This is a genomic window from Paenibacillus elgii NBRC 100335 (genome assembly GCF_004000865.1).
In the GTDB taxonomy this organism is placed as follows: Bacteria; Bacillota; Bacilli; order Paenibacillales; family NBRC-103111; genus Paenibacillus_G; species Paenibacillus_G elgii.
This window is the reverse complement of the sequence record NZ_BIMB01000034.1, coordinates 50,919-75,697: the sequence shown is the minus strand read 5'-3', so window position 1 is coordinate 75,697 and position 24,779 is coordinate 50,919. Positions and strand designations below refer to the sequence as shown.

At 52.9% G+C, this 24,779-nt stretch carries 22 protein-coding genes and 1 pseudogene; 19 read left to right on the top strand and 4 right to left on the bottom strand.

Going from position 1 to position 24,779, the window contains the following annotated elements:
* Positions 1 to 271 precede the first annotated feature (271 nt).
* The 3 genes from rplS to ylqF all read left to right on the top strand — a co-directional run bounded on the left by rplS (position 272) and on the right by ylqF (position 2,192).
* Positions 272 to 613, top strand: a complete 342-nt coding sequence (gene rplS / locus PEL01S_RS22665; RefSeq protein ID WP_010501088.1) for a 50S ribosomal protein L19 — start codon at positions 272 to 274, stop codon at positions 611 to 613.
* A 74-nt stretch (positions 614 to 687) separates the two neighbouring features.
* Entirely contained in the window at positions 688 to 1,284 is a 597-nt protein-coding gene (gene lepB, locus PEL01S_RS22660) for a signal peptidase I (RefSeq protein ID WP_010501086.1), read from the top strand.
* A 23-nt stretch (positions 1,285 to 1,307) separates the two neighbouring features.
* Positions 1,308 to 2,192, top strand: a complete 885-nt coding sequence (gene ylqF / locus PEL01S_RS22655) for a ribosome biogenesis GTPase YlqF (RefSeq protein ID WP_127461924.1) — start codon at positions 1,308 to 1,310, stop codon at positions 2,190 to 2,192.
* 122 nt (positions 2,193 to 2,314) lie between these two features.
* Here ylqF and PEL01S_RS22650 read toward each other — a convergent pair whose 3' ends face one another.
* From PEL01S_RS22650 to PEL01S_RS22640, 3 genes are read right to left on the bottom strand one after another with little or no spacing between them, the layout of a single operon-like run.
* On the bottom strand, positions 2,315 to 3,058 hold the full coding sequence (locus PEL01S_RS22650) for an MOSC domain-containing protein (protein WP_127461923.1): 744 nt from the start codon (positions 3,056 to 3,058) through the stop codon (positions 2,315 to 2,317).
* A gap of 50 nt (positions 3,059 to 3,108) precedes the next feature.
* On the bottom strand, positions 3,109 to 4,326 hold the full coding sequence (nagA, locus tag PEL01S_RS22645) for an N-acetylglucosamine-6-phosphate deacetylase (RefSeq protein WP_163768389.1): 1,218 nt from the start codon (positions 4,324 to 4,326) through the stop codon (positions 3,109 to 3,111).
* Between the two features lie 26 nt (positions 4,327 to 4,352).
* Positions 4,353 to 5,204, bottom strand: a complete 852-nt coding sequence (locus tag PEL01S_RS22640; protein WP_127461921.1) for a MurR/RpiR family transcriptional regulator — start codon at positions 5,202 to 5,204, stop codon at positions 4,353 to 4,355.
* Between the two features lie 122 nt (positions 5,205 to 5,326).
* On the opposite strand from PEL01S_RS22640, the gene PEL01S_RS22635 reads away from it, so the two are divergent.
* The 10 genes and pseudogenes from PEL01S_RS22635 (at position 5,327) to PEL01S_RS22590 (ending at position 15,455) form a co-directional block, all read left to right on the top strand.
* The gene (locus PEL01S_RS22635; RefSeq protein WP_127461920.1) at positions 5,327 to 7,246 is read left to right on the top strand and encodes a beta-N-acetylhexosaminidase; all 1,920 of its coding nucleotides are present in this window, start codon (positions 5,327 to 5,329) and stop codon (positions 7,244 to 7,246) included.
* Between the two features lie 370 nt (positions 7,247 to 7,616).
* Positions 7,617 to 9,020 carry an MATE family efflux transporter gene (locus PEL01S_RS22630; RefSeq protein ID WP_063178967.1) on the top strand — a complete coding sequence of 468 codons (1,404 nt, stop codon included), beginning with the start codon at positions 7,617 to 7,619 and terminating at the stop codon, positions 9,018 to 9,020.
* Between the two features lie 36 nt (positions 9,021 to 9,056).
* Positions 9,057 to 9,542, top strand: a complete 486-nt coding sequence (locus PEL01S_RS22625; protein ID WP_063178982.1) for a GNAT family N-acetyltransferase — start codon at positions 9,057 to 9,059, stop codon at positions 9,540 to 9,542.
* Between the two features lie 21 nt (positions 9,543 to 9,563).
* On the top strand, positions 9,564 to 10,895 hold the full coding sequence (locus PEL01S_RS22620; RefSeq protein ID WP_063178965.1) for an FAD/NAD(P)-binding protein: 1,332 nt from the start codon (positions 9,564 to 9,566) through the stop codon (positions 10,893 to 10,895).
* A gap of 96 nt (positions 10,896 to 10,991) precedes the next feature.
* A complete protein-coding gene (locus PEL01S_RS22615; RefSeq protein ID WP_063178963.1) occupies positions 10,992 to 11,639 on the top strand; it encodes a polysaccharide deacetylase family protein in 648 nt (215 codons plus the stop codon).
* 269 nt (positions 11,640 to 11,908) lie between these two features.
* A complete protein-coding gene (locus PEL01S_RS22610; RefSeq protein ID WP_063178961.1) occupies positions 11,909 to 12,397 on the top strand; it encodes a YhfM domain-containing protein in 489 nt (162 codons plus the stop codon).
* Positions 12,398 to 12,482: 85 nt separating this feature from the next.
* Positions 12,483 to 13,097: pseudogene (gene rnhB, locus PEL01S_RS22605) on the top strand (ribonuclease HII); the annotation flags it as partial.
* A 134-nt stretch (positions 13,098 to 13,231) separates the two neighbouring features.
* Entirely contained in the window at positions 13,232 to 14,791 is a 1,560-nt protein-coding gene (locus PEL01S_RS22600; protein WP_127461919.1) for a TP0910 N-terminal domain-containing protein, read from the top strand.
* Entirely contained in the window at positions 14,788 to 15,084 is a 297-nt protein-coding gene (locus PEL01S_RS22595; protein WP_010491335.1) for an EscU/YscU/HrcU family type III secretion system export apparatus switch protein, read from the top strand. Before PEL01S_RS22600 ends, PEL01S_RS22595 begins: the two co-directional genes overlap by 4 nt.
* A complete protein-coding gene (locus PEL01S_RS22590; RefSeq protein WP_127461918.1) occupies positions 15,081 to 15,455 on the top strand; it encodes a YraN family protein in 375 nt (124 codons plus the stop codon). The genes PEL01S_RS22595 and PEL01S_RS22590 overlap by 4 nt, the downstream gene beginning before the upstream one ends.
* Here the strand turns inward: PEL01S_RS22590 and PEL01S_RS22585 are convergent.
* Positions 15,452 to 17,062: a YifB family Mg chelatase-like AAA ATPase gene (locus PEL01S_RS22585; protein ID WP_127461917.1), complete on the bottom strand. Its 1,611-nt coding sequence runs from the start codon at positions 17,060 to 17,062 to the stop codon at positions 15,452 to 15,454. The genes PEL01S_RS22590 and PEL01S_RS22585 overlap by 4 nt on opposite strands.
* A gap of 178 nt (positions 17,063 to 17,240) precedes the next feature.
* Here PEL01S_RS22585 and PEL01S_RS22580 point away from each other — a divergent pair, with 178 nt between their 5' ends.
* From PEL01S_RS22580 to trmFO, 6 genes are all read left to right on the top strand, one after another.
* A complete protein-coding gene (locus tag PEL01S_RS22580) occupies positions 17,241 to 17,501 on the top strand; it encodes a hypothetical protein (protein ID WP_063186326.1) in 261 nt (86 codons plus the stop codon).
* Positions 17,502 to 17,813: 312 nt separating this feature from the next.
* Positions 17,814 to 18,974 (top strand): ADP-forming succinate--CoA ligase subunit beta, encoded by a 1,161-nt coding sequence (gene sucC / locus PEL01S_RS22575; RefSeq protein ID WP_063186328.1) that lies wholly within the window; start codon positions 17,814 to 17,816, stop codon positions 18,972 to 18,974.
* A 61-nt stretch (positions 18,975 to 19,035) separates the two neighbouring features.
* A complete protein-coding gene (gene sucD, locus PEL01S_RS22570) occupies positions 19,036 to 19,968 on the top strand; it encodes a succinate--CoA ligase subunit alpha (protein ID WP_063186330.1) in 933 nt (310 codons plus the stop codon).
* 141 nt (positions 19,969 to 20,109) lie between these two features.
* Positions 20,110 to 21,213: a DNA-processing protein DprA gene (dprA, locus tag PEL01S_RS22565; RefSeq protein WP_127461916.1), complete on the top strand. Its 1,104-nt coding sequence runs from the start codon at positions 20,110 to 20,112 to the stop codon at positions 21,211 to 21,213.
* A gap of 40 nt (positions 21,214 to 21,253) precedes the next feature.
* Positions 21,254 to 23,356 carry a type I DNA topoisomerase gene (gene topA / locus PEL01S_RS22560; RefSeq protein WP_063186334.1) on the top strand — a complete coding sequence of 701 codons (2,103 nt, stop codon included), beginning with the start codon at positions 21,254 to 21,256 and terminating at the stop codon, positions 23,354 to 23,356.
* Between the two features lie 34 nt (positions 23,357 to 23,390).
* The gene (gene trmFO, locus PEL01S_RS22555) at positions 23,391 to 24,719 is read left to right on the top strand and encodes an FADH(2)-oxidizing methylenetetrahydrofolate--tRNA-(uracil(54)-C(5))-methyltransferase TrmFO (protein WP_063186336.1); all 1,329 of its coding nucleotides are present in this window, start codon (positions 23,391 to 23,393) and stop codon (positions 24,717 to 24,719) included.
* The last annotated feature ends 60 nt before the right edge of the window (positions 24,720 to 24,779 follow it).

The window sequence follows — 24,779 nt, the reverse complement described above, 5'->3', positions numbered from 1 at the left end:
GGAGCATGAAACAAGACGGTTTTTTATTTTGGCGGATGGAATACATTTTCGTACTAACGGGAATAATGTGGAAATAACGGATCGGTTTGCAAAAATGAAACGAAACTTCATCTTACAGCAAAGAACTGGTTGTGTTTCCCTTGGGTTTATGCTATGATATAAAACGTTGTGGAAATTTGCTTGAATACGGTGGTCCTCTGCGCGTGACATCGAAAGAACCGACATCTATTAGCAGCGGCATGAACACCTGTGTGGAAGGAGGGAGTCATCCATGAACTTGATCCAAGAGATTACGAAGGAACAACTGCGCAGCGACATTCCGAGCTTTCGTCCTGGCGACACTTTGAAAGTGTATGTTAAGGTTATCGAGGGTTCGCGCGAGCGTGTCCAGCTGTTCGAGGGCGTTGTTATTAAGCGCCGCGGCGGCGGAATCAGCGAAACGTTCACAGTAAGAAAAATTTCTTACGGTGTCGGCGTTGAGAGAACGTTCCCGATTCATACTCCGAAGATCGATAAGATTGAAGTGGCTCGCCGTGGTAAAGTCCGTCGCGCGAAGCTCTATTATCTTCGCGGTCTGCGCGGTAAGGCAGCAAGAATTCAAGAGATTCGATAACGAAAACAAAGGGGCTTGCACACCAAGTCCCTTTTCGTTTTTTACCCCACTCTGGCGAAAGGGCAGGAAAGCTAATGGAGCAGGATCAAACCGTAGAAAAAACGAATCCCGTCAAAAACGAAGCTTGGGAATGGATCAAAGCGCTGCTGATTGCGGCGGCCCTCGTGTTTTTTATACGCTGGCTCGTTTTCGCCCCGTTCATTGTGGAAGGGCCTTCCATGGAGCCGAATTTCTATACGGGAGAGCGGCTCATCGTCAATAAGTTTATTTACAAGTTCGGGAAGCCGGAGCACGGGGAAGTCGTCGTGTTTCATGCAACCAAAGACAAAGATTACATAAAACGCGTCATTGCCTTGCCGGGCCAAAAGGTTAAAGTTGAAGGCGACAAGGTGTATGTGGATAACCAATTGGTGGACGAAACCTATCTGAAGCCGGCGCTGGATAAAGCCGCCTCGGAAGGGAGACCCTATAACACAAGAAATTTCCCGGAGCAGACAGTCCCCGAGGGCAGCGTATTTGTGATGGGCGACAACCGTTCGAACAGCTCAGATAGCCGCGACCCGTCTGTAGGCTTTGTCAATTATGATAAAATTGTCGGACGTGCCGACTTGATCTTCTGGCCGTTCAATAAAATCAGCCTGGTTCATTTCAATAGTCCGAACCGGCAGTAGGTAAACAGATTGAGGTGACTCAGATGACGATCCAATGGTTTCCGGGTCACATGACACGGGCAAGGCGGCAAATCCAAGAGAAGTTGAAGCTGATTGATATGGCGATCGAGCTTTTGGATGCGCGGGTACCGTTATCCAGCCGAAACCCGATGATCGATGAAATTTTGCAAAATAAACCGCGCTTGGTTTTGCTGAACAAGCATGATTTGGCGGACCCGGAGGTTACCCGGCGGTGGATTGAGTATTTCGCGGAGCAAGGGTTGAAAGCGATCCCGATCGATTCCGTAGGCGGCAATCCGGTGAAAGAAATTATGCAGCGCAGCAAGGAGCTGCTGTCGGAAAAAATTCAGGCGCAGCTGCGCAAAGGGATGAATCCGAGAGCGATCCGCGCGCTGATTGTCGGAATTCCGAATGTCGGAAAATCGACTCTGATCAACCGGATGGCCGGGCGTAAAATCGCCGCAACCGGAGACAAGCCGGGGGTAACCAAAGGTCAGCAGTGGATTAAGGTCGGTACGGAGATGGAACTGCTCGATACTCCAGGAATTTTGTGGCCGAAGTTCGAAGATCAATCGGTTGGACTGCGGTTGGCAGCGACCGGAGCGATCAAGGAAGAGATTTTGCAGGTGGAGGAAGTTGCTCTGTTCGCCATGCGCTATTTGACGGAGCATTATGCGCAATCGGTCAAAGAACGCTTCAGCGTAGACGAGGTTCCGCAAGACCCGGCAGACACCGATGCCATTGTGGCTCTGATGGAAGCTGTAGGCCGCAAACGCGGCGCTCTGATGAGCGGGGGACGGGTGGATCTGGAGAAAGCCTCACTCGCCATTCTGCGTGAGCTGAGGGCAGGCAAGCTGGGACGCATTAGTCTCGAAGCGCCTGACGATGCTGCACTACCCGACCATTAATGAGTGATCATAAACGCCGCAATGCGCGCTAGGAGAGGTACGGCGCGCATTGGAAACGTTATAAAATGTATCCTGCAAGAGCGAATTCGTAAAGGAACGAATCGCTCTTTTTCGTTTGAAATTTAATCGAGCAAATAAACGGGTGCGTCAATGGTAACGGTTCCGGTCCGAATGACTCTGGCATATACTCCAAAGCAAGCATCCAGATGCTTGGCGATATGCTTTAGGAAGGTCGGATTGACGGTATTGTGGTCCGGATCTACGTTTACCATGCTGCATCGATGGCATTTCTTGTATATCTCCAGTTTCGTATCTCCGATTTGGACGGTTTTGCCGATCCAATCAAATTCCTCAAAGGGCTGCGGTTCGTCGTAACGAATGACGAAGTTGGGCCTGAACCTGCGTATGTCGGTTTCCACCCCAATGATTTTTTCCAGCTCGACCAAAGAAACATCCGTAGTAATCAAAATGCTTGCTTCATCCACCCCCAGCAGGTCGTCATGCTCAGGCGAATACTTCCGGGGAGAAATTTCCCGCGGAGAAACGACGGCCCGAATTTCATCAAAAAGTTCCTCATTCCATTGAAATATACGGCCGTCGGGTGCTGTTACCTGGATTGGTGGAAATTCGTTGTTGGATCGGTCTGCGACGTATTTGCTGGAGTAAGCGAGCAGTTTCGGAACAAATTTCGCGTTTAGCTTTTTGTTGGACCGGGAAGCATCGGTTGAACGCGTATGATCGATAAAAGCATACCCTCTGTCTCCGTATAATCCGTACCGCTCGATATCGACCGAGCTTAGGTGTTCCCCTTGAAAGGACTTAACGGGATACCGGTAAATGGCTTGGATGATACCAATGGATTTCAAAGCGAGCCCCTCCCTGAAATGAACGCTTATGAACGGATGCTTCTCCCTGACTAGGCAAAATCATGGGTCTCGTGATCAAACCAATCCCCGCCAAGCATGACACGCTTCACTTGCAGACCTTCCGGCTCCAGCACGACAAGGTCCGCATCGCACCCGGCTTTTAAAAGTCCCTTATTACGCAGTTTTACGATTCCCGCCGGAATCGAGGTCGCATGCTTTACCGCCTCCGGCAGCGATTTGCCGTGCTTCTGTACGAGATGTCGTACCGATTGCACCAAAGGAATGGTGCTTCCGGCGATCGTGCCGTCGGCGAAGCGGGCAGCCCCTTGCTTGACGTGCACCTCCAGTCCGGCCAAATGGTAGACGCCGTCCGTCATTCCCGCGGCGCGCATAGAATCCGTAATGACACAGACGCGGTCCTGCTTCAGTCTTAAAATCAATTCCACTGCCGCCGGATGCAGATGATACCCGTCTACATTGATTTCGGTGCTCAGCTCGTCGTGCAGAAGCACTGCCCCCACAACCCCCGGTTCGCGATGATGAAACGGGCGCATGGCGTTGCAGCAATGGACGGCATGGGAAATTCCCCAGCCGATGGCAGTCCGCACCTGATCGTAGGTAGCGTCGGAATGTCCGCAAGCGGCGATGATATTTTGCTCTAGCGCATAGGCAATGGCTTTTTCAGCTCCTTCCAGTTCGGGGGCGAGCGTCAGTATACGAATGAATCCGGGAAAACGGGCAGTCCATTCGCGAAGCCAGCCGGTCTGCGGATTGCAGATCCATTGCGGATGCTGGGCGCCCGGCCATTTGGGACTGAGGAAAGGCCCTTCAAGATGGACCCCTTGGATCACTTGGCCGATGCGTTCCGTTTGCTGCACGGAAAAAGCGGCGGCAAGCGCGCGATCAATGTCCGGCTTCGAGGCCGTCAAGGTGGTGGCGAGAATCGAGGTGGTGCCATGGGCGAGATAGTAGCGGAGCATCCGAATCAGGCTGTCGGCGCTGCCGTCCATGACATCCGCGCCGGCGCCCCCGTGAAGATGAATGTCGATCAAGCCGGGGGTTAGGTATGCATTGCCGAAATCAAGTACCTGTGCGTCGGTAGAATCAAGCTGAGACATAACTTCTGCAGGTGCTTCTGCTTCGGGAAACACGCTTGCGATCCTACCCTGCTCGACGGTGACATAACCGGTAAAAGGCTCTCTGCCGCTCCCGTCGAGGATCGTCCCTTTGAGCACCAGCCGGCCGACACTCCGTTCGCGCTTCATCATGTGCAACGCCTCCATTTGCTCTTGGTTTAGTCCTTCCTTTTTTGGCGCACCATGGTGTAGGTTTCTTCCAGCTGCATAACGGCGTCGGTAAAGTTACGGCTGATCATGGACATGTATAAAATATCGATCACATGGGTTTGCGCCAGGCGCGAACCGATGTCGCCCCGTTTCATCCCCGCTTCGGTCGCCGTGACCCAAAGTCCGATATCCGACATCTGATGAAGCGGATTGTTGCCGACCTGCGTGATGCTGATTACCGTGGCCCCGTGCTCCTTGGCCATCGCCGCCACTTCGAGCGTTTCCTTGGTTTTGCCGGAATAGGAGATAGCGACCAGCACATCCCCCGGCTGAAGCATGACGCCGGAAAGCAGCATGACTTGAGGATCGCTGTAAACAAAGCTCCACCGGTTCAGGCGAATCCACTTGAAAGAGGCGTCCATCGCGACGAAAGAAGAGCTGCCTACTCCGAAAAAAGCCGTTTTCGAAGCGTTCAGCAGTGCAGTAACGGCCCGGTCCACCTGTTCGGAAGAAAGAACCTGCGCGGTATCCTCGATGCATTTCTTCGCCCAACAAGTAAGCTGTTGGATCACTTGAGCGGATTCCATGCCGGGACGAATATCGTCAAAATGGTCGTCTTTCTCCGGAATGGCCGCCGTGGCGGAAAGCAGTGCGAACTTTAATTCGCGATATCCGCTGAAGCCGGCGCGCTGGGCAAGCCGGGCGACCGTCGCTACGCTCGTTTCTGTGTCCTCGGCGAGCTTCTGCACGGAAATTTGGCTAATTTGCTGTTGATGCTTAAGAATATACTCGGCTACCCGTTTTTCAGCCGGATGCAGCGTATCGAGCATGCTTTGCAGCAATACACCGGCATTGTTCATGACCTTCACCTGCTTGTGATTTATTCGTTGACGTAATATAATTCCTCACAATATAATAATATACGTAATAATGTTACATATCAATATTTTTTTGGTTCCATACCAGTTTGGAGGGATAAGCGATGAGAATAAAGTTTGAAGGGCAAACGGAAGAGCTGTCTGCCGGGATCGGGCTGTTGGCGGAGGAGCTGCGGTTTACGCTAGCGGATGACGGAATTCCGGTGCATGTGAAGCGGACGCCGAATGTGCTGGAGGTTCGACTGGAACAAGGGCAAGGAACGATCCGCTATGGAAAAAAGCACGAATTTTTTCGCGCTTTAGGGTTGTTTATTCAGCATTACGGCGAGAAAGAATCGTTCCATATCAAGGAGCATCCGCAGTTCGATGCGATCGGGCCGCAGTTCGACTTGTCCCGCAATGCGGTACTGACGGTAGACAGCTTTAAAGAATGGATCCGCAAGCTTGCGCTGATGGGGCTCAATTCGATGGTTCTTTACATGGAAGACGTGTATGAGCTGGAAGGCGAGCCTTATTTCGGCTACATGCGGGGGAGATATTCGTACGCCGAGTTGAAAGCGATTGATGACTACGCCGACATCTTTGGTATCGAAGCTTATCCCAGCATCCAGACTTACGCGCATCTGGAGGAGTTTTTAAAATGGGAGCAGGCGGCGCACTACCGGGACACGAGGGGCGTGCTGCTGTCCGATTACGAGCCGACGTACGAGCTGATTGAGAAAATGCTCGCAACCGCTACCGCTCCGTTTCGCAGTAAAAAAGTGAACATCGGCTTGGACGAAGCGGAGGAGCTGGGAAGGGGGAAATACCTGGACCGTTTCGGTTACCAGGACCGGTTCGACGTGATGATCCGGCACTTGTCCAAGGTGCGCGAAATTGCGCACAAGCTCGGCTTGGAGCCATGCATGTACGGAGATATGTTCTTGAAGATGGCCTCCAAGGCCCATGGCGATCATTACGTGTTCGTGAAAAACGTGGAGCTTCCCGAGGAAATGGTGAGCGTGATTCCGAATGACGTACGGTTAGTTTACTGGGACTTCTTCCATACGGAAGAAAAGGACTACTCATATCTGATCGATATTCATCGTCAATTGGGCCGGGGTCAAAATCCGATTTTCCTTGGCGGCATCTGGACGTGGAACTGCTTTGGCACGAACTACGGGCTTTCTTTGAGAACGTCTGACGCAGCCCTGAAAGCCTGCAAAAAAGAGGGCGTGAAGCAGGTGCATGCGGCCATGTGGGGCGACGATGGCATGGAAAATAACCACTTCAATGCGCTGCTCGGCATTCAGCTGTATGCGGAGCATGCTTACGCGGAGGAAGTAAGCACGGAACAATTGCATCAAAGAGTGAAGTTTTGTACGGGAATTGATGCGGAGGCGTTCCTCAACCTGAAATATTTGGATGAAACGCCGGGAAGCGTACCGGATAATACGGAGCAGAGCAATCCGTCCAAGTTTTTGCTGTGGCAGGATGTGCTGTTGGGGTTGTTCGACAAGCAGATCGAGGGTTTGGAGCTGTCGGAGCATTATGCGCAGCTGGAACAAGCGATTCATGAGCGACGCAATCCTGAGGCGGATCTTGATTATTTGTTCGAGGTACCGGAACAATTGTGCAGGGTGTTGGCGTTAAAGAGCCAGTTAGGCATCGAGCTGAAGCAGGCTTACGACAACGGTGAACTGGAAAAGCTTAAAGATGCGGCCCTGAATGTGCTTCCCGAGCTTTCCCGGCGCGTCAACGCACTGCGGATCGCCCATCGGAACCAATGGCATGTGATGTATAAGCCTTTTGGCTGGGAAGTGCTCGATATCCGGTATGGCGGCGTTTTGACGAGGCTGGAGAGCGCAAGCGCGCGACTGCTGGATTATGCGGAGGGCAGAGTCGATAAACTCGAAGAATTGGAACAGGAGCGGTTGGTGTTCGGCCAGCGCAATCGGTTTAACAACAAAGGCGCGGGCTGGAGCAGCTACTATTTTCGAATTGCTTCGCCGAATGTATTTTTCCATGTACTGCCGATTTTTTGACCGAAAGAAGCACGGTTTTCTTTTCAAGAGTCTGCCTCTGCGTGATGGCGCAAGAGGCTTTTCTAATTTTCAATTCTCGATGAACAACGGTTCTCTTCGTAAAAATTATACAATTTAAATGCATAAAAACCTATTGCTCCAATGGGAAATATCTGATAATATCCATTTAATAAATAGTGTTTACTATTTATTGGATTAGAAGAAAAAGTTTCCCTGATGGAGGTTAGGGGAAACCGGAGATGGAGAATAAACCATAAAAGGAGTGAGTGCTTAGCGGGAATACGAGAACTAGTGACGGCGATAAAGTTTCGCCGATCTCTGCAAAACAGTCGGCGAAAGGATGAACAGATATACGATAGGGAGAACCGGAATGAAAACAAAAAAGCTTTTTGGCTTTGAAAAAGCATTTTTCGTCAGTTTTATTGCGACGGCGATTCCTGTCATTATTCAGGTGCTTATGCTGTCGTCGCGGAATTTGTCGGATGTCCTTATGGTCGGGACGCTGGGACAAACCGAAGTGGCTGCGGTCGGTATTGTCAGCAAAGCGATGATGATTTCGATTGTGCTGCTCGTCGGCCTCAGCAGCGGTTGCGGCGTTCTGGCCGCCCAATATTGGGGAGCGAATGATCTTTCCGGCGTCAAAGGAGTTCTGGGTCTTAGTTTCGGAATGGCGTTTGCGCTTGTCGTGCTGCCGGTTCTGCTCTTCTTTACCGCCAATCCGGCGGTCATTATGGGGCTGGCCACATCCGATAGCCATCTTGCCAATATCGCATCGAAGTTTTTGGGCGTCATTTCGTTAAGCGTCATTTTTCTAGCGATTGTCAATGTGTTTGGCGTCGGTCTTCGAGCTATCGGACAAGCTTCCACAGCGATGTACTTCAGCATCGGAGGCGTCGCCTTGAATGTACTGCTCAACTACCTGCTTATTTTTGGAAAAGCCGGGTTTCCCCAGCTCGGCATCATGGGGGCTGCCTATGCTACGCTGATCAGCAGTGTGGCGGAGGCTTTGCTGCTCACCGCGATGATCTACTTCACAAAACACCCCTTGGCGTTCGTTCCGAACGATTTCATCCGTTATATCAGTAAAGATCGCTTAGTACAGTTTGTCCGAATATCCGTGCTGGCTACCGTTAACGGCTTCATTTGGTCTACGGGTATCTTCTTGTATCATGTCATTTACGGAAAGATCGGCACCGAAGCGTTGGCTGTTATGTCGATGATGGCGACCGTCGATTCGTTCAGTGCCGCTTTTGAACAAGGATGCGCAACGGCGACAGCCGTGCTTCTGGGGCATACTCTTGGACAACAGCGCTTTAACGCGGTAATTGAGCAAGCTAAAGGGATGCTCATCATCAGTCTCTTGCTGTCGTTGGCGCTGGGTTCGGTGCTGCTGTTGTTTTACCGCCCGATTATCGGGTTGTACGGGGCGATCGACGACTCGTTAATCGATACGGCGTTCCAAGTGTATATGATCATGGCGCTCACGTTTTGGTTGAAAACGATCAATGCCGTCGGGATCAGCGGGGTGTTGCGCAGCGGAGGAGATTTGCAGGCGGGATTGGTGATTGATTTTACCGGACAATGGCTGATCGGCATTCCGCTTGCTTTAGTGGGCGCATTCGTCTTGAAGTGGAGCTTGCCGCAAATTTTTATTCTGGTCATCATGGAAGATCTTGTGAAGGCGTGCATGACGCTTTACCGCATCCGGCAAGGCAAATGGGTCCGGAACCTTGTTACGGTTGAGACGCGCGAGCAGACATATTCGGCGATGTAATATTGAATATCATTTTGAGGTGAAGCGATCGTGGAAATGATGGACAGATTAGTGAAGCTTTATGAGCTGCCTCCGTTGGAGGATTATAATAACGCACTGCGCGAGAAGGGCATCCTGGTACGCCGGCCGAGAGCTTATGAAAAAAATCAGGTGCTGGAATGGGTGCAAGCCAATTTCAGCAAAGGCTGGATGAGCGAGTGCGACGTCACGTTCTCCAATTCTCCGGTCAGCAGCTTTATCGCCACTAGGGACGGCGAAATTATCGGGTTTGCTTGCTACGAAGCGACATACAAAAATTTTTTCGGTCCGATCGGGGTGGGCGAAGCTTACCGGGGCGGACAGGTGGGCAAAGCGCTGCTGCTCCATTGCTTACATGCGATGGCGGATATGGGCTACGCCTACGCCATTATCGGCGGTCCGAAGGAGGCGGCTCCGTTCTATGCGCGGGTCGTGGGCGCTATTGATATCGAAGGATCGAATCCGGGAATTTATATCGACAGATTGCGTGGTAAAGATAGTTAGAAAAGGAGCGGGAGAGAAGCGATGATTAACTTTAATCATGCCGATTTGATTGTCGCCGGCGGAGGCTTGTCGGGAAGCCGTGTGGTCATTCAGATATTGAACCGATTGCTGGAAGCAGGCAAGGAAGCGGGAGAAAAGCCGATCGAAATCTTGATCATTGACCGTTTCGGCGAATTCGGGCGCGGTATTCCTTACGGGAAACAAAGCCCGTCCGGATTTTTGCTGATTGAACCGGCTGACCAATCGACGCCGAAAGAGTTTCGGGACTGGCTGTCGCTGCATTATAAGGAGCTGGTCCATGAAGGCGTGCATCATGAGGATCGATTGCTGCAGGCTTGGATATTTCGCTATAAGGAACAGCTGGAAAGCGGACAGGTAGACGAGCTTTATGTGCCCCGGAAGCTGTTCGGCTTCTACGTCGAGCGCTTGCTTAGCCAAACGGTGCAGCTGGCGGAAGCGCGGAATTTGGCCAAGGTCGGGCTCATTACAGGAGAGGTAACGGATGTTGAGCCGGAGGATTCCGGCTTTACGATCCGGCTGGCTGACGACTCAAGCTTTCATAGCCGGGCGTTCGTGCTGGCAACAGGATGCATACCGCGCAGCAACAGCTCCGGCTTGAGCGTGGACGAGGGGTACATCCACGATTTGTACGAGGATGCCTATGCCGGTCTGGAACAGGAGGTTGCCAGGCGTGCCAAAACGTTCGGCCGGAAGCTGGACATCTTGATCGCAGGCTCGAACGCTTCGGCAATCGAAGCGATCTATTTTCTGTCGAACCGTTCGGAGCTGCTCTCTGTCGTGCGCAGCATCAATGTCGTTTCCTCAAGCGGATATTTGCCGGGCGGCGTCTTCGAAGGGGAAGAGAACGAAGCTCTGACATCAGGCGGCCAGCGTCCGTCGGCGCGCGAGTATACCGAGATCGCTGCCCGGTTTGTAGCGGAAGGGCTTGTCACCGCCACGCAGGCAAAAATTGAACAAATCGACAGCCGGGCGGACCGGCGGTTGTATATTGAAGCGGACGGACTTGAAGGGAAAATCGAACTGACGGCGGACATCGTGGTGAATTGCACCGGAGCGGGACGTGTGAACCGGACGGATTCCCCGTTGATTAGCAATTTGCGGGCGCGCGAAAATCATTTTAAAACGAACGCTTCCTTGCGGGGGTTCCAATTGAGGCCGAATTCTTACGAGCTTGAGGGAGTAGATAACGGCTTTGTCATCGGCCCTTTATTGAACCAGGATGCCCTTGAAACCCACGTGGAAAGTATACTGGCCGTGTACCGGGTAGCGGAGGAGCTAGGCAACGCCTTGTACCAACGATTATCCGAGACGGCGATGGCATCGAAGCGTTAACGGTTGAAATAAAGGCTCCGACCCGAGGACCTCGTGCTTTCGGAGAGGAAGCGAACGCCTCTCCTTGTTATTTTCCTTTTGGAAGGGAGAGTTCCGATGATCATCTATCAATTGCCTTCGCGGGAACGGCAGCTCGCACTCACGTTCGATGACGGCCCGAATCCGGTCTATACTCCGCAAATTTTGGATTTGTTTAAGAAGCACCAAGCTTATGCCACTTTTTTCGTTATCGGCTCTTATGCCAAGCAATACCCGGATCTCCTTCGCCGTATTGTTGAAGAAGGGCATGAAATAGGGAACCATACGTACAGCCATCCGGTTTTGCCCGAACGCGAAAGGCAGGATGTTTACAACGAGCTGGAAATGACGAACGGGATTATTCGAGAAATTGCAGGAGTTGAGCCTTCCTTGTTTCGCCCTCCTTATGGCGAATTCAATAAGCATACCGTTGAGGCGGCCGATCGGCTCGGACTCCATACGGTAATATGGCCGGATCATCAAAACACGAAGGACTGGAGTCTCCCGGGCGCGAACACCATTGTGGAGCGGGTGCTGGAGACGCTGCAAACGGGCGATATTATTTTATTTCACGACGGCAGCGGAGACGATCCGGACGAGGACCGCAGCCAGACCGTACAAGCTATCGAAATGCTGCTTCCGCATTTGATTGGCAATAACTACAAGTTGGTAACGGTGTCCCGGATGATGCGCACTTATAATGAAGCGATGATTTTGTACGTCTAGGAGTTTTTGTATCAATAAATGTATATTTATACAAAAATATGTATTTATATTATCGACTTCTGATCCCTCTCTTGCAGCGGAGCTCGGTAATTCGTAGCATCGTTCATGGACTTGATTATGGTACTCCATAATCGGGTCCTTTTGTTTTTTTGGGGCAGTCGCAGTCGTAGTGGACAGACCCTTGAAAATTTTTGGTTGGGGACAAGAAACAAAACGGTTGGGTGCGACGTCCTGTATTTATAGATAGAGCTGCTGAAAGGCGTGAGAAAATGAACGGAATGAACGAGTGGAAAATACGGATGCGGATGGCCGTTGCCGCCGCTTTATTCGGCATCGGATTGCTCAGTGCTTGCAATCATGAGGCGGGAAGAGACATGGTTGTCGGAAAACGGACTTGGGGCCAGCCGCATCATATTCGGGCGGAAGATATTGCGAGCCTGATCATTACCGATTCGTCGGGCAATACAGGTTCGATCGTTTCCCGGAATGCGATCGGACAGTTTCTCGAAGCGATACAGGTAGCATCTGCGGAGACGGCCAAATTGGACATTCGGCCCCCCGACATGTCGATCGCTCTAAGCTTGAAGGATGGCAGAGAGAATCTGTTGTACTTTTGGCTTGCTCATAATAACGACCGTTTGTTCGTGGATCTGGGTCGTTCCACAGAGTACTATACGTTGACGGCAGAAGGGAAAAGCTTGATTTTACATTTATTGGACGAGACGAGAAAAAGCTTGAATTCGCGGTTTTATGCGTAAGGGGATAGGCAGCTCCCGAATCCTGCGGTATAATGGAACATCATGGCGAAAGACTAGGTCGAATTTTGGCGCAGGAAATGCGGGTGAGGAAATGCTGGAATACGAACAAGAGCTCTGGGGTCGGGGAAGGACGCTCGTGGCCGGAGTTGACGAGGTCGGACGTGGCTGCTTATTCGGCGATGTGGTGGCTGCTGCGGTTATTTTGCCAAAAGGTCTGGTGCTCGAAGGCGTCGACGATTCGAAGAAATTAAGCGAGAAGAAGCGGGAAGCGTTATATGATGTGATCCGGCAGGAGGCGCTGTCCATCGGCATCGGGGTGGCGGACGTCGATACGATCGAACGGATCAATATTAAGCAGGCGGCGCGGCTCGCGATGAAACGTGCGGTCGAACAGCTGGACCCCGTTCCCGATTCGCTGCTTGTCGATGCCGAGAAAGTCGATGTGGACGTGGAGCAGCTTGCCGTTATACACGGCGATGCTTTAAGCCAGTCGATCGCAGCCGCTTCCATTATTGCGAAAGTGACAAGGGACCGCATGTGCTTGCAATGGGATATGGAATTTCCGGAGTACGGCATTGCGATACATAAAGGATATGCGACAAAAATGCATCGAGAGCGTCTGGCGGAATATGGCCCGTCGGCGATGCATCGAAAAACGTTTCTAAGAAACATCGTTTACGAACAGCAGGTGCTGTTCTAGTTGATGCAAGTCTGCGCTGAAAAAAGCCCGGCGGTTAGCCGATATATACAGTGAACCGGAAATGCAGCCGGCAGGGAGACGTACAAGCGGTGCCCAGGCCGGCTTTATTTGTATAGATGGAAGGAGCGGCAGCGATGAATATCAGCGGATTGATCCGGGGATTGACGGGCGACGCGCAGGCGGCGGAACCGAAAGCTTTGGAGCTCAAGGTCGGGCAAGTGGTGAAGGGCATGGTGCTTCAGGTTGGACCGGAGCAAGAGGCTCTGGTTAATATCGGCGGGGTGCAGGTGCGGGCACAACTCGAAGCGCCGTTGAAGCCGGGGGAAGTGACGATGCTTCAAGTCCAACCGGAATCGTCGGGCGGACAGGTGGTCCTTAAGCCGCTGCAGTCGAACGTGCAAATATCGGACGGATCGCTTGCGGATATCGTGAAAACGATGGGACTTTCTGATTCTCCGGCAAACCGGCAGTTGGTGCAGCTTCTGAATCAGGCCGGAGTTGCGTTGACGAAGGAGAATGTACAGGCGTTTGCGAAGCTGCAGGCTCAAATGCCTCCGAATATGCCGCAAGAAGCATGGCTTTCTTCGGCGGTCATCGCGTTTCAAAAAGGACTGCCGCTGACTCCGGAGACGGTCGCATCGGTGCGGCAGGCGGTGCAGGGTCCGCCGTTTCATGAGGTTTTGGATCAGCTTGGACAGCTTGCAGGACGCGAGCTGGAAGGGAACGGTTCGCTGTCGCCGCAAAGCCGAGAACTGCTGCAAAACGTGCGGCAGCTTGTTCAACAGCTTCGCGATACGGCGAGCTTGCTGATCGGGGCGAAACCCGACGGTGGAGAGGGGACGCCAGTTGGGGCGCAGCCGGGAGCGGGCGCAAGCGCGGGAGCGCAGGCAGCGGCGCAGCCGGGAGCGGGCGCAGGCGCGGGAGCGCAAGCAGCGGCGCAGCCGATGCAAGCGCCGCAAGAGGGCGGCAACTTGATCGGGCGCCTTATGAAAACGCTTGGCATCGAGCATGAGCATCAAGCGATGAAGCTGCTGGAGCGGACCATGCCGGATGCTCCGCAGCCGGGATTGGCTCACGCATCAGCCGGTGCGCAAGCTGACTTTGCCAAATCCGCAGACACGCTCAAAAGCCTGCTGATGCAGCTGTCGCAGGCTTCCGATGCTCCGCAAGGCTTGAAGGACGCGGCCCAGCAGGCGGTGCAGCAAATTACCGGACAGCAGCTCATGTTAAGCGCCGACCGGAATGCGATGCTTTCTCATCTCACGCTGTTTGTGCCGATTATGCATGCCGGCGGCGAACAGACGGCTGCGGTCCATATTCAATCGCGCAAAGGCAAAAACGGCAGCCTGGACGCCAGCAACTGTCGGCTTGTGTTCGATCTGCGCATGAAAATGCTTGGAGATACCATGGTTGACGTGCAGGTCGTAAATAACATTGTCAGCCTGCATGTTCATAACGATTCGCCTTTTACGCAGGAGCTGCTGGAAGCGCACAAAGAGGAGATTTCGGCCGGACTTGCGTCCATCGGCTATCAATTTATATCGATGAAATACAGTCCGTACCCGACAAAAGCCGTTCAAGAGGGCAACGAGGCCATTTCGGCTTTTGCCGAGACTATTAACCATCCCGGAGCCGGCCGGCTGCCGAACACATACTCGCAAAAACCGTATAAGGGAATGGACATTCGGATATGAAGGAGAAACCAGTCGGGTTAAAAAAAGCGGTGGCCCTAAAGTATGCCCCCGAAATGTCGGATGCCCCGAAGGTAATCGCCAAAGGGAAGGGCAGAGTCGCCGAGCAAATTATGGAGAAAGCCAAGGAAAGCGGCGTTCCGATTCAGGAAGACGCCTCCCTTGTCGAAGTATTGTCCAAGCTGGACTTGGATCAAGAAATACCGCCGGAGCTCTATAAACTGGTCGCCGAGGTGCTCAGTTATATTTACCGTTCGGATCAACGAGCCAAGGAATGGAGGAGCGATGGCCGATGAAGGAAACCCGGCTTAGCCGCAAGGAGCTCGGAGCCCTCGGCGAAGCGGCGGCGGCCGATCATTTGCGGGGGCAAGGATTGAAGCTTCGGGCCCGAAACTGGCGCTGCCGGACGGGCGAAATCGACTTGATTGCCGAGGACCGCGAGATTTTGGTTTTTATCGAGGTACGGACCCGCAGCGCAGGCGGGACCTTCGGCACGCCGCAGGAGTCGGTCAACGCGCGCAAGCAGCGGCAGGTAATGGAGACCGCTCAAGTATATATGCACATGCAGCGGCTTCAGGACAAGCAGGTCCGTTTTGACGTAATCTCGATCCAAACGGACCCGACGGGTGCCGTCCGGGAGCTTGAGCATATCCGCAACGCTTTTTAACCGAAAAGCGTATGCGGATTTATTTTTTTATCGAGCACCCGATACTGCAGCGCCTCGGCCACATGATCTCCCCGGATCTCGGACTGCCCTTCCAGATCGGCGATCGTGCGCGCGATTTTCAGAATCCGGTCATGCGCGCGCACGCTTAAACCGAGCGCTGAAAACGACCGCTCCAGCAGCTGCGCGGAAGGAGGGTCCAGCTTCACATGCTCCCGCAGCTTTTTGCCGTTTAGCTCGCTGTTAAACAGAATGCCCGCCTCAGCGTATCGGTGCTTTTGGATGTCATGCGCCAGCTCCACGGCAGCGCGCATTTCGGCAGACGACAAAGGCTGCTGCGGCCCGCGTAAGTCTTTATACTCGATTCTCGGCACTTCGACGTGCAGATCGATCCGGTCCAAGAGCGGCCCGGAAATTTTCGCGCGATAATGCGATATTTTAAGCGGACTGCATACGCAGCTCTGCTGATCGCTCGCCGCCCCCCAGTACCCGCAGGGGCACGGATTCATCGAGGTCGCGAGCAAGAAGTGCGCTGGAAAGCGATAAACGGCCCGCGCGCGGCCGATGGTCACGAACCGGTCTTCCATCGGTTGGCGCAGCACTTCCAGGGCGACGCGGGAAAACTCCGGGAGCTCATCCAGAAAAAGTACGCCGCGATGTGCCAAGCTTACTTCTCCGGGCTTGGGAATTCCCCCGCCTCCCACAAGTCCTCCGGCGGAAATCGTATGGTGGGGCATCCGAAACGGTCGCTCACGGATAAGCTGCCTCCGGTCGGCGAATTTTCCAGAAGCGCTGTAAATTTTCGTGACGTCCAGCGACTCTGAATCGCTCATGGGCGGCAAAATGGTAGGGAGTCTTTTGGCCAGCATCGTCTTGCCGGTCCCCGGAGGACCGATAAGGATGAAATTGTGCATGCCGGCCGCACTGATCATGAGCGCCCGCTTGACGTGGAGCTGACCGCTGACGTCCGCATAATCCTCCTCCGCTTTACTCATTTCCCGAGACACATCAGTTTTAGAACCGGACAATAACCCGTTTCCTGCCAGAGAACCCGTTGGCCCGGCATTCAATTCCTCGGCTCCGCTGGCAACAGCCGTATCCACATTCCCCTCGGACCGTCGAAACTGACTCAGATGTTGTACGCAGCGAATGTCGCACCCTCTGATCCAAGCGGCTTCCTCCGCATTTTCCGCCGGCACGATCACACGCGCTATTCCGTGCTCACGGGCCGTTGCGATCATCGATAGGACGCCGGGGACCGACCGAACGGAACCGTCCAGCGCAAGCTCCCCGATAATCAACGTATCGTTTAGCTCTTCGTCCGGCAGTTGCCCGCTCGTCATGAGAATGCCGAGGGCGATGGCCAAATCGAAGGCAGAGCCTTCTTTGCGCAGATCCGCCGGCGCCAGATTCACCGTGATCCGCTGCAAAGGAAACGTAAACCCGCAATTTTTGATCGCGGCCCGGACGCGCTCCATCGATTCTTTGATGGCCACATCGGGCAGCCCGACGATCATCATTTGCGGCAAACCGTTGCTCAGATCCACCTCGACTTCGACCAACTTTCCGTCCACGCCATGCAGACAAGCGCTTACTACTTTTCCGTACATAAATAAATACACCTCTCCCATGTCGATTCATGGCGAAAGGTGCTTCCTTATCTGCCGTATTCACTTACTTGTATTGTAATATGTCCCCTTGCCCAGTGCAACCGAATCGTACCGGTCCAGGACGTTTCCGGATAAAAAATCAACAAATGGCAAAAATACTCGATGAGGTGATCATGAGATGCAGGAAAAACCTTACTTTTGTCCGAACTGCCGTTCCAACCGGGTCAAATTCAGTATGATCTCAAGCTTTTCCCAATCTTTTCTGAAGGACGCGATTTCCGGAACCGTCCAAGAGGTGACCGAACCGCAGCGCATCGACGAAACCGAACCGACTATTCAATGCATGGTGTGCAGCTTTACCGGAAACGAAATGCGTTTTGTAAAACAAGCGGAGCGGGAGCCCCGGGCGGGGACGCCAGCCAACCCGGCTTATTATTAACAGGATTTGCGCGCGGCGCATCTATTTTGGTACGTAGAGTATCGGGTAGATGCGCTTTTTACATATTTCGCGGCCGCGCATGGTTAATTTTCCAAATAACTATTCTTTTCGACGCTTATAAAAAAGATGTATCAAATATTTAACACAAAATATAAGGAAACCGCTCGAAAAAAGTGTTACAATGATAAAGGTTTGCCGTTTAGGACATGCTAATGTTTGGCAACCGGACTTTATTAGCGAGTGGACTCGTCCCGAGCTTGGGAAGGGTCGATTCCATATAGTAAGTCATTACTGATAGGAGGATTTTGCTAAATGAATATCCATGAGTATCAAGGCAAAGCAGTGCTGAAACAGTACGGGGTTGCCGTACCGGAAGGAAAAGTGGCTTTCACGGTAGACGAAGCGGTGGAAGCGGCGAAATCGCTGGGTACTCCCGTAGTTGTCGTCAAAGCGCAAATTCACGCCGGCGGCCGCGGTAAAGCGGGCGGCGTCAAAGTTGCCAAGAACCTCGACGAAGTTCGTACATACGCACAGGAAATCCTGGGTAAAGTCCTCGTTACGCATCAAACCGGTCCGGAAGGCAAAGAAGTGAAGCGCCTCCTGATCGAGCAAGGCTGCGACATTAAGAAAGAATATTACATCGGTCTCGTAGTCGACCGCGCTACGGGCCGCGTCGTCATGATGGCTTCCGAAGAAGGCGGAACGGAGATCGAAGAAGTAGCCGCCCACACTCCGGAGAAAATCTTCAAAGAAGTAATCGATCCGGCTGTCGGTCTGCAAGCGTTTCAAGCGCGCAAGCTGGCTTATGCCATCAATATTCCGGGCGAGCTCGTAAGCAAAGCCGTTAAATTCATGACCGCTTTGTATACTGCTTTCGTCGAAAAAGATTGCTCCATCGCCGAAATCAACCCGCTCGTCGTTACGGGTGACGGCAACGTTATGGCGCTTGACGCGAAGCTGAACTTCGACTCCAACGCGCTGTTCCGTCATAAAGACATCCTTGAGCTGCGCGACTTGGACGAAGAGGATGCAAAAGAAATCGAAGCTTCCAAATTCGACCTGAGCTACATCGCGCTCGACGGCAATATCGGCTGCATGGTTAACGGTGCAGGTCTGGCTATGGCGACGATGGATATCATCAAATACTATGGCGGCGAACCGGCCAACTTCCTCGATGTAGGGGGCGGCGCTACGAAAGAGAAAGTAACCGAAGCGTTCAAAATCATCCTGTCCGACGAGAATGTAAAAGGAATTTTCGTTAACATTTTCGGCGGCATCATGAAGTGCGACATTATCGCTGAAGGCGTTGTAGCTGCAGCGAAGGAACTGGGTCTGGACCGTCCGCTTGTCGTACGTCTGGAAGGCACGAACGTGGATCTCGGCAAAAAGATTTTGAACGAATCCGGTTTGAACATCGTAGCAGCCGATTCGATGGCCGACGGCGCGCAAAAAATCGTTGCGCTGGTGAAGTAATTTCTCTTTCCGAAGCAGCACCTTTCTTCTTCCATACTATTAGAGGATGTGAATTTTAACCATGTCTATTTTGGTTGATAAAAATACAAAGGTCATCACTCAGAACATGACAGGTAAGACAGGCATGTTCCATACGCTGGGTGGCCTGGAATACGGCACGCAAATGGTAGCCGGCGCGGTTCCGGGCAAAGGCGGCACGAATGTTGATTTCACGCTGGAAAACGGTACGACTGTAACTCTTCCGGTATACAACACCGTACTGGAAGCAAAAAATGCGACCGGCGCTACCGCTTCGGTTATCTACGTTCCGCCGGCTTTCGCTGCGGATTCGATCATGGAAGCCGTTGACGCTGAGCTCGATCTCGTTATCTGCATCACGGAAGGCATTCCGGTGTTGGATATGGTCAAAGTCAGCCGTTACATGGAAGGTAAAAAGACCCGTTTGATTGGGCCGAACTGCCCAGGCGTCATCACTCCGGGCGAATGCAAAATCGGCATCATGCCGGGCTACATCCATACGCCGGGTCATGTTGGCGTCGTATCCCGAAGCGGAACGCTGACTTACGAAGCGGTACATCAGCTGACGACTCGCGGCATCGGCCAATCGTCTGCCGTAGGTATCGGCGGCGACCCGGTAAAAGGCTCCGAGTTTATCGATATCTTGAAGCTGTTTAACGAAGACCCGGATACTTATGCCGTCATCATGATCGGTGAAATCGGCGGTTCCGCGGAAGAAGAAGCGGCAGAGTGGATCGCAGCGAACATGACGAAGCCGGTTGTCGGCTTCATCGGCGGTCAAACGGCGCCTCCAGGAAAACGGATGGGCCACGCGGGCGCCATCATTTCCGGCGGCAAAGGAACGGCAGCGGAGAAAGTCGCAACGATGGAACGCTGCGGTATCAAAGTAGCGCCGACACCTTCCGAAATGGGCTCCACTCTGGTGAGCGTATTGGAAGAAAAAGGCCTGCTCGAAAAGTGCATCACCAAGAAGTAAGACGCCTTTCGCATCAATGATGAGATGGCAAGCAGCCTCTCAAATCCGTATGGAGTACGGGTTTGAGAGGCTTTTTTGTTTTTTGGCTATACCTTACAAATGAAGAAAGTTGTTTCTGACTAAAGGAGTGAGCTATACTATATGGACAACCGAAGCATGCTATTTGCCTTGCATCATATGGAAGGTGTCGGTTCCAGGACGATTGGCCGGCTGGTGCGGCAGTTTCCGCAGTTATGCGATATCATTTCGCTCAGCTATGCCGATTGGCTTGAATTTGGCCTGACCCCGGTCCGGGCCGAACAAATGGTTAGAGGACTCGGCCAGTTAACCGAAGCTCAATTGGCCGCCAAGCGATCCCGTTACGAGGAGCTTCATATCGAGTGGGTGGTCCTTGGGGATGACCGTTATCCGGAAATGCTCTTGGAGACGGCCGACCCGCCTTGGATTTTGTATTACCGGGGGCAACTGGATATCGTAAACCGCCCGTGCATTGCCATGGTCGGCACGCGCACTCCGACCGCTTACGGAAAAATGACGGCCGAGCGTCTGGCCGAATCGTTATCCGCAGCAGGCGTATGCGTGGTAAGCGGGCTCGCCCGGGGCATTGACAGCGCAGCCCACGAAGGAGCTTTGCGCAGTCACGGAAGCACAGCAGCCGTGCTGGGCTGCAGTATCGAGACGGTGTATCCGCCCGAAAACAAAGCTTTATACCGTAAAATTTCCGAATGCGGGCTGCTTCTTTCCGAATATCCGCTCGGCACCAGGCCGCATCCCGGCTTGTTTCCGCAGCGCAACCGCATTATTGCCGGCCTTAGCCTCGGAGTTGTCGTGGTTGAAGCGGCGCTGAGAAGCGGCTCCCTGATTACGGTGGACCAAGCGCTGGAAGCTTCGCGCGACGTGTTTGCCGTTCCCGGCCCGATCTCCTCTCCCAAGAGCGAAGGCACGCTATCCCTGCTGAAGCAGGGCGCCAAGCTGATCACCGGAGCGGCAGACATCTTGGAGGAATACGCAGGCCGGATATCCTTGGAGCAAAAGGCATACATTATGAATACAACGGAAGCAAAGCCTGTCCTGTCTGAAGACGAGCAAAAAATAGTTGACATGCTTCAGTTCCGTCCGCTTACGATCGACGAATTGCTTACGCAAAGCCAATTTACCTTTGGACATTTGCATTCAGTTCTGATAAATTTACTAATGACGCGCAGGATCGTCGAACTACCGGGTTCGGTATACGCCGTACCTTGATGGTCATACATATTTCCATTGTCGAAGGGGGCAAGACCCTATGGCCGATTCGTTAGTCATTGTGGAGTCACCCGCAAAAGCCAAAACGATCAGCAAATATTTAGGAAGCAAATATATTGTAAAAGCATCGATGGGGCACATTCGGGATTTGCCGAAAAGCCAGATCGGAGTCGAAGTCAAGAAAAACTTTGAACCGAAATATATTACGATCCGGGGCAAAGGCTCCGTACTCAAAGAGCTTAAAGACGCAAGCAAGCGCGTAAAAAAAGTATATCTCGCAGCGGACCCTGATCGCGAAGGCGAGGCGATTGCCTGGCATTTGGCTCATTATCTTGAGCTCTCCGATCAGGACGCGTGCCGCGTCGTATTTAACGAGATCACGAAACAGGCGGTCAAGGATGCTTTTAAGACCCCTCGCAAAATCAATCAGGATCTGGTCAACGCGCAGCAGGCCCGGCGCATATTAGACCGGCTGGTAGGCTACAAAATCAGCCCGCTGCTCTGGAAGAAGGTCAAGAAAGGGCTATCCGCCGGCCGGGTGCAATCCGTGGCTGTAAAGCTGATCTATGACCGCGAGAATGAGATAAAAGCGTTCGTCCCTGAAGAGTATTGGACCATCACGGCCAAGCTGTCCTCGGGAAAAGCGGATTTTGAAGCGAAGTTTTACAGCGTAGACGGCGAAAAGAAAGAGCTGAAGAACGAAGCGGAAGTGAACGAGGTCCTGGCTGCGCTTCAGAAGGCCGAATTTATTGTAAGCGAAGTCAAGGAAAAGGAACGTCTCCGCAATCCGTCCCCTCCGTTCATTACGAGCTCGCTTCAGCAGGAGGCGGCCCGGAAATTAAACTTTCGTGCGGCCAAGACGATGTCCGTTGCACAGCAATTATATGAAGGAATCGATCTGGGCAGCGAAGGCACGGTCGGCTTGATCACGTATATGCGTACCGATTCGACCCGGATTTCCCCTGTAGCTCAGGAAGAAGCGAAAGACTATATCGTGCAAAAATTCGGGGAGTCCTTTTATCCCGAGACGCCGCGCGTTTATGTGAAGAAGAATTCGAACGCGCAGGATGCGCACGAAGCGATTCGTCCGAGCTCGGTGCTGCGCGAGCCGGATCAGATCAAGGAGCACTTGAGCCGCGATCAATTTCGCCTCTACAAGCTCGTTTGGGAGCGCTTCGTTGCGAGCCAGATGGCTTCCGCGGTACTGGATACGATGACTGTCGATTTAACGGCCGCCAGCACGATTTTCCGGGCCGTCGGTTCGAAGGTGAAGTTCCACGGCTTTATGAAGGTATATGTGGAAGGGAACGACGATGCTGCGGCAGATACAGGGGATGACGATAAGCTGCTCCCGCCTCTGAAAGAAGGGGACAAGGTAAAAAAGCAGCAGATCGATCCGAAGCAGCATTTTACGCAGCCTCCGCCGCGTTTTACGGAAGCGCGTCTGGTTAAAGCGTTGGAAGAGATGGGCATTGGACGTCCGAGCACCTACGCTCCGACCCTCGAAACGATCCAAAAGCGCGGTTATGTGGCGATTGAGGAAAAGAAATTTGTGCCGACCGAGCTTGGCGAGCTGGTTATACAGCTGATGATCGAATTTTTTCCGGAAATTCTGGACGTCGATTTCACCGCCCACATGGAAGAGGGACTGGACCACATCGAGGAAGGGAAAGAAGATTGGGTCCGCGTGCTGAGCGAGTTTTACGAGTCGTTCGAGAAACGGCTTGAAGTGGCTGAGGAAGAGATGGAGAAAGTCGAGATTCAGGACGAGGTTTCCGATGAGATTTGCGAGAAATGCGGCCGTCACTTCGTCTATAAGATGGGACGCTTCGGCAAGTTTCTGGCCTGCTCCGGTTTCCCGGATTGTCGCAATACGAAGCCGATTGTCAAAGATACCGGCGTCACCTGTCCGAATTGTCACGAAGGGAAAATCATCGAACGGCGAAGCAAAAAAGGGCGCATCTTCTATGGATGCGACCGCTATCCGGAATGCGATTTCGTCTCGTGGGATAAACCTGTGGGGCATCCGTGTCCGAAGTGCGGCGCAATGCTCGTCGAAAAGCGTAACAAATCAGGAACGTTCACCCAATGCGTATCCTGCGACTTTAGAGAAGAAGCGAAAGAAGAGCAAGATCAGGACTAACTTGTCATCTGGCTTCATATAGGAGGAACGGAAGTTGACTGTTTTACCGAAAGTGACTGTCATCGGCGCGGGCTTGGCTGGCAGCGAAGCTGCGTGGCAAATCGCAAGCCAAGGCGTGCCGGTTGTTTTATATGAAATGCGTCCCGTGAAAAAAACGCCGGCGCACATTTCCGATCAATTTGCCGAGCTTGTTTGCAGCAATTCGCTGCGGGCGAACGGATTGACGAATGCAGTAGGCGTATTAAAGGAAGAAATGCGCATCCTGAACTCGTTAATATTGCGCGCAGCCGACAAGCATGCCGTTCCGGCCGGCGGGGCGCTTGCCGTCGACCGGGACGGCTTCTCGGGCGAAGTGACGTCCCTGCTGCGCAACCATCCGCTGATCGAGGTGCGCAACGAGGAGCTGGAGTCGCTTCCCGAAGGAATTGTCGTCGTTGCGACCGGACCGCTGACTTCGCCTGCGCTTTCCAAGCATTTGCAGGAGCTGACGGGCGAGGAGTACCTATACTTCTATGATGCGGCAGCGCCGATTGTGGAAAAAGAATCGATCGATATGAGCAAGGTTTACCTTGCCTCCCGTTATGATAAGGGGGAGGCGGCCTATTTGAACTGTCCGATGACCGAAGAGGAATTCACGACGTTCTATGAGGCCCTAATCTCTGCGGAAACGGCGCCGATGAAGGAGTTCGAGAAAGAGATTTATTTCGAAGGCTGCATGCCGATCGAAGTGATGGTGAAGCGCGGCCGGCAAACCGTTTTATTCGGTCCGATGAAGCCGGTTGGTCTAATCAATCCGCATACCGGCGAATTGCCTTATGCAGTCGTTCAGCTGCGTCAGGATAACGCGGCGGGCACGCTTTATAATTTAGTAGGCTTTCAGACCCACTTGAAGTGGGGCGAACAGAAGCGGGTCTTTTCCCTTATTCCCGGATTGGAAAACGCGGAGTTTGTCCGGTACGGGGTTATGCACCGCAATACGTTCATCAATTCGCCGAGGCTGCTGCGCCCTACGTACCAGTTCAGAGACCGGGACAGCCTGTTCTTTGCGGGACAGATGACCGGCGTCGAAGGATACGTCGAATCGGCCGCTTCGGGCCTCCTTGCAGGGATAAACGCGGCGCGTTACGCCAAAGGCGAAGAATTGGTCGTACTGCCACCGGATACCGCGCTCGGCAGCATGGCGCAATACATCACGACGGCCGATTTCAAGCATTTTCAGCCGATGAACGCCAATTTCGGGCTGTTTGCGCCGCTTGATGAGAAGATCAAGAACAAGAAGCTCAAATACGAAAAAATCGCTATGCGAGCAATTGAGAAAATTCAGAATTTTTCACAAAACCTATACAATTCGCCTTGTAAATAAAACATGTACTGTGTTACGATAGATCACGAATATAATCTTGCTCCGTCACAGCGCGGAGCC

Coding starts and splice junctions, on each gene's coding strand:
- rplS (WP_010501088.1), top strand. CDS start 272: ATGAACTTGATCCAAGAGATTACGAAGGAACAACTGCGCAGCGACATT.
- lepB (WP_010501086.1), top strand. CDS start 688: ATGGAGCAGGATCAAACCGTAGAAAAAACGAATCCCGTCAAAAACGAA.
- ylqF (WP_127461924.1), top strand. CDS start 1,308: ATGACGATCCAATGGTTTCCGGGTCACATGACACGGGCAAGGCGGCAA.
- nagA (WP_163768389.1), bottom strand. CDS start 4,326: ATGATGAAGCGCGAACGGAGTGTCGGCCGGCTGGTGCTCAAAGGGACG.
- PEL01S_RS22640 (WP_127461921.1), bottom strand. CDS start 5,204: ATGAACAATGCCGGTGTATTGCTGCAAAGCATGCTCGATACGCTGCAT.
- PEL01S_RS22635 (WP_127461920.1), top strand. CDS start 5,327: ATGAGAATAAAGTTTGAAGGGCAAACGGAAGAGCTGTCTGCCGGGATC.
- PEL01S_RS22630 (WP_063178967.1), top strand. CDS start 7,617: ATGAAAACAAAAAAGCTTTTTGGCTTTGAAAAAGCATTTTTCGTCAGT.
- PEL01S_RS22625 (WP_063178982.1), top strand. CDS start 9,057: ATGATGGACAGATTAGTGAAGCTTTATGAGCTGCCTCCGTTGGAGGAT.
- PEL01S_RS22620 (WP_063178965.1), top strand. CDS start 9,564: ATGATTAACTTTAATCATGCCGATTTGATTGTCGCCGGCGGAGGCTTG.
- PEL01S_RS22615 (WP_063178963.1), top strand. CDS start 10,992: ATGATCATCTATCAATTGCCTTCGCGGGAACGGCAGCTCGCACTCACG.
- PEL01S_RS22610 (WP_063178961.1), top strand. CDS start 11,909: ATGAACGGAATGAACGAGTGGAAAATACGGATGCGGATGGCCGTTGCC.
- PEL01S_RS22600 (WP_127461919.1), top strand. CDS start 13,232: ATGAATATCAGCGGATTGATCCGGGGATTGACGGGCGACGCGCAGGCG.
- PEL01S_RS22595 (WP_010491335.1), top strand. CDS start 14,788: ATGAAGGAGAAACCAGTCGGGTTAAAAAAAGCGGTGGCCCTAAAGTAT.
- PEL01S_RS22590 (WP_127461918.1), top strand. CDS start 15,081: ATGAAGGAAACCCGGCTTAGCCGCAAGGAGCTCGGAGCCCTCGGCGAA.
- PEL01S_RS22585 (WP_127461917.1), bottom strand. CDS start 17,062: ATGTACGGAAAAGTAGTAAGCGCTTGTCTGCATGGCGTGGACGGAAAG.
- PEL01S_RS22580 (WP_063186326.1), top strand. CDS start 17,241: ATGCAGGAAAAACCTTACTTTTGTCCGAACTGCCGTTCCAACCGGGTC.
- sucC (WP_063186328.1), top strand. CDS start 17,814: ATGAATATCCATGAGTATCAAGGCAAAGCAGTGCTGAAACAGTACGGG.
- sucD (WP_063186330.1), top strand. CDS start 19,036: ATGTCTATTTTGGTTGATAAAAATACAAAGGTCATCACTCAGAACATG.
- dprA (WP_127461916.1), top strand. CDS start 20,110: ATGGACAACCGAAGCATGCTATTTGCCTTGCATCATATGGAAGGTGTC.
- topA (WP_063186334.1), top strand. CDS start 21,254: ATGGCCGATTCGTTAGTCATTGTGGAGTCACCCGCAAAAGCCAAAACG.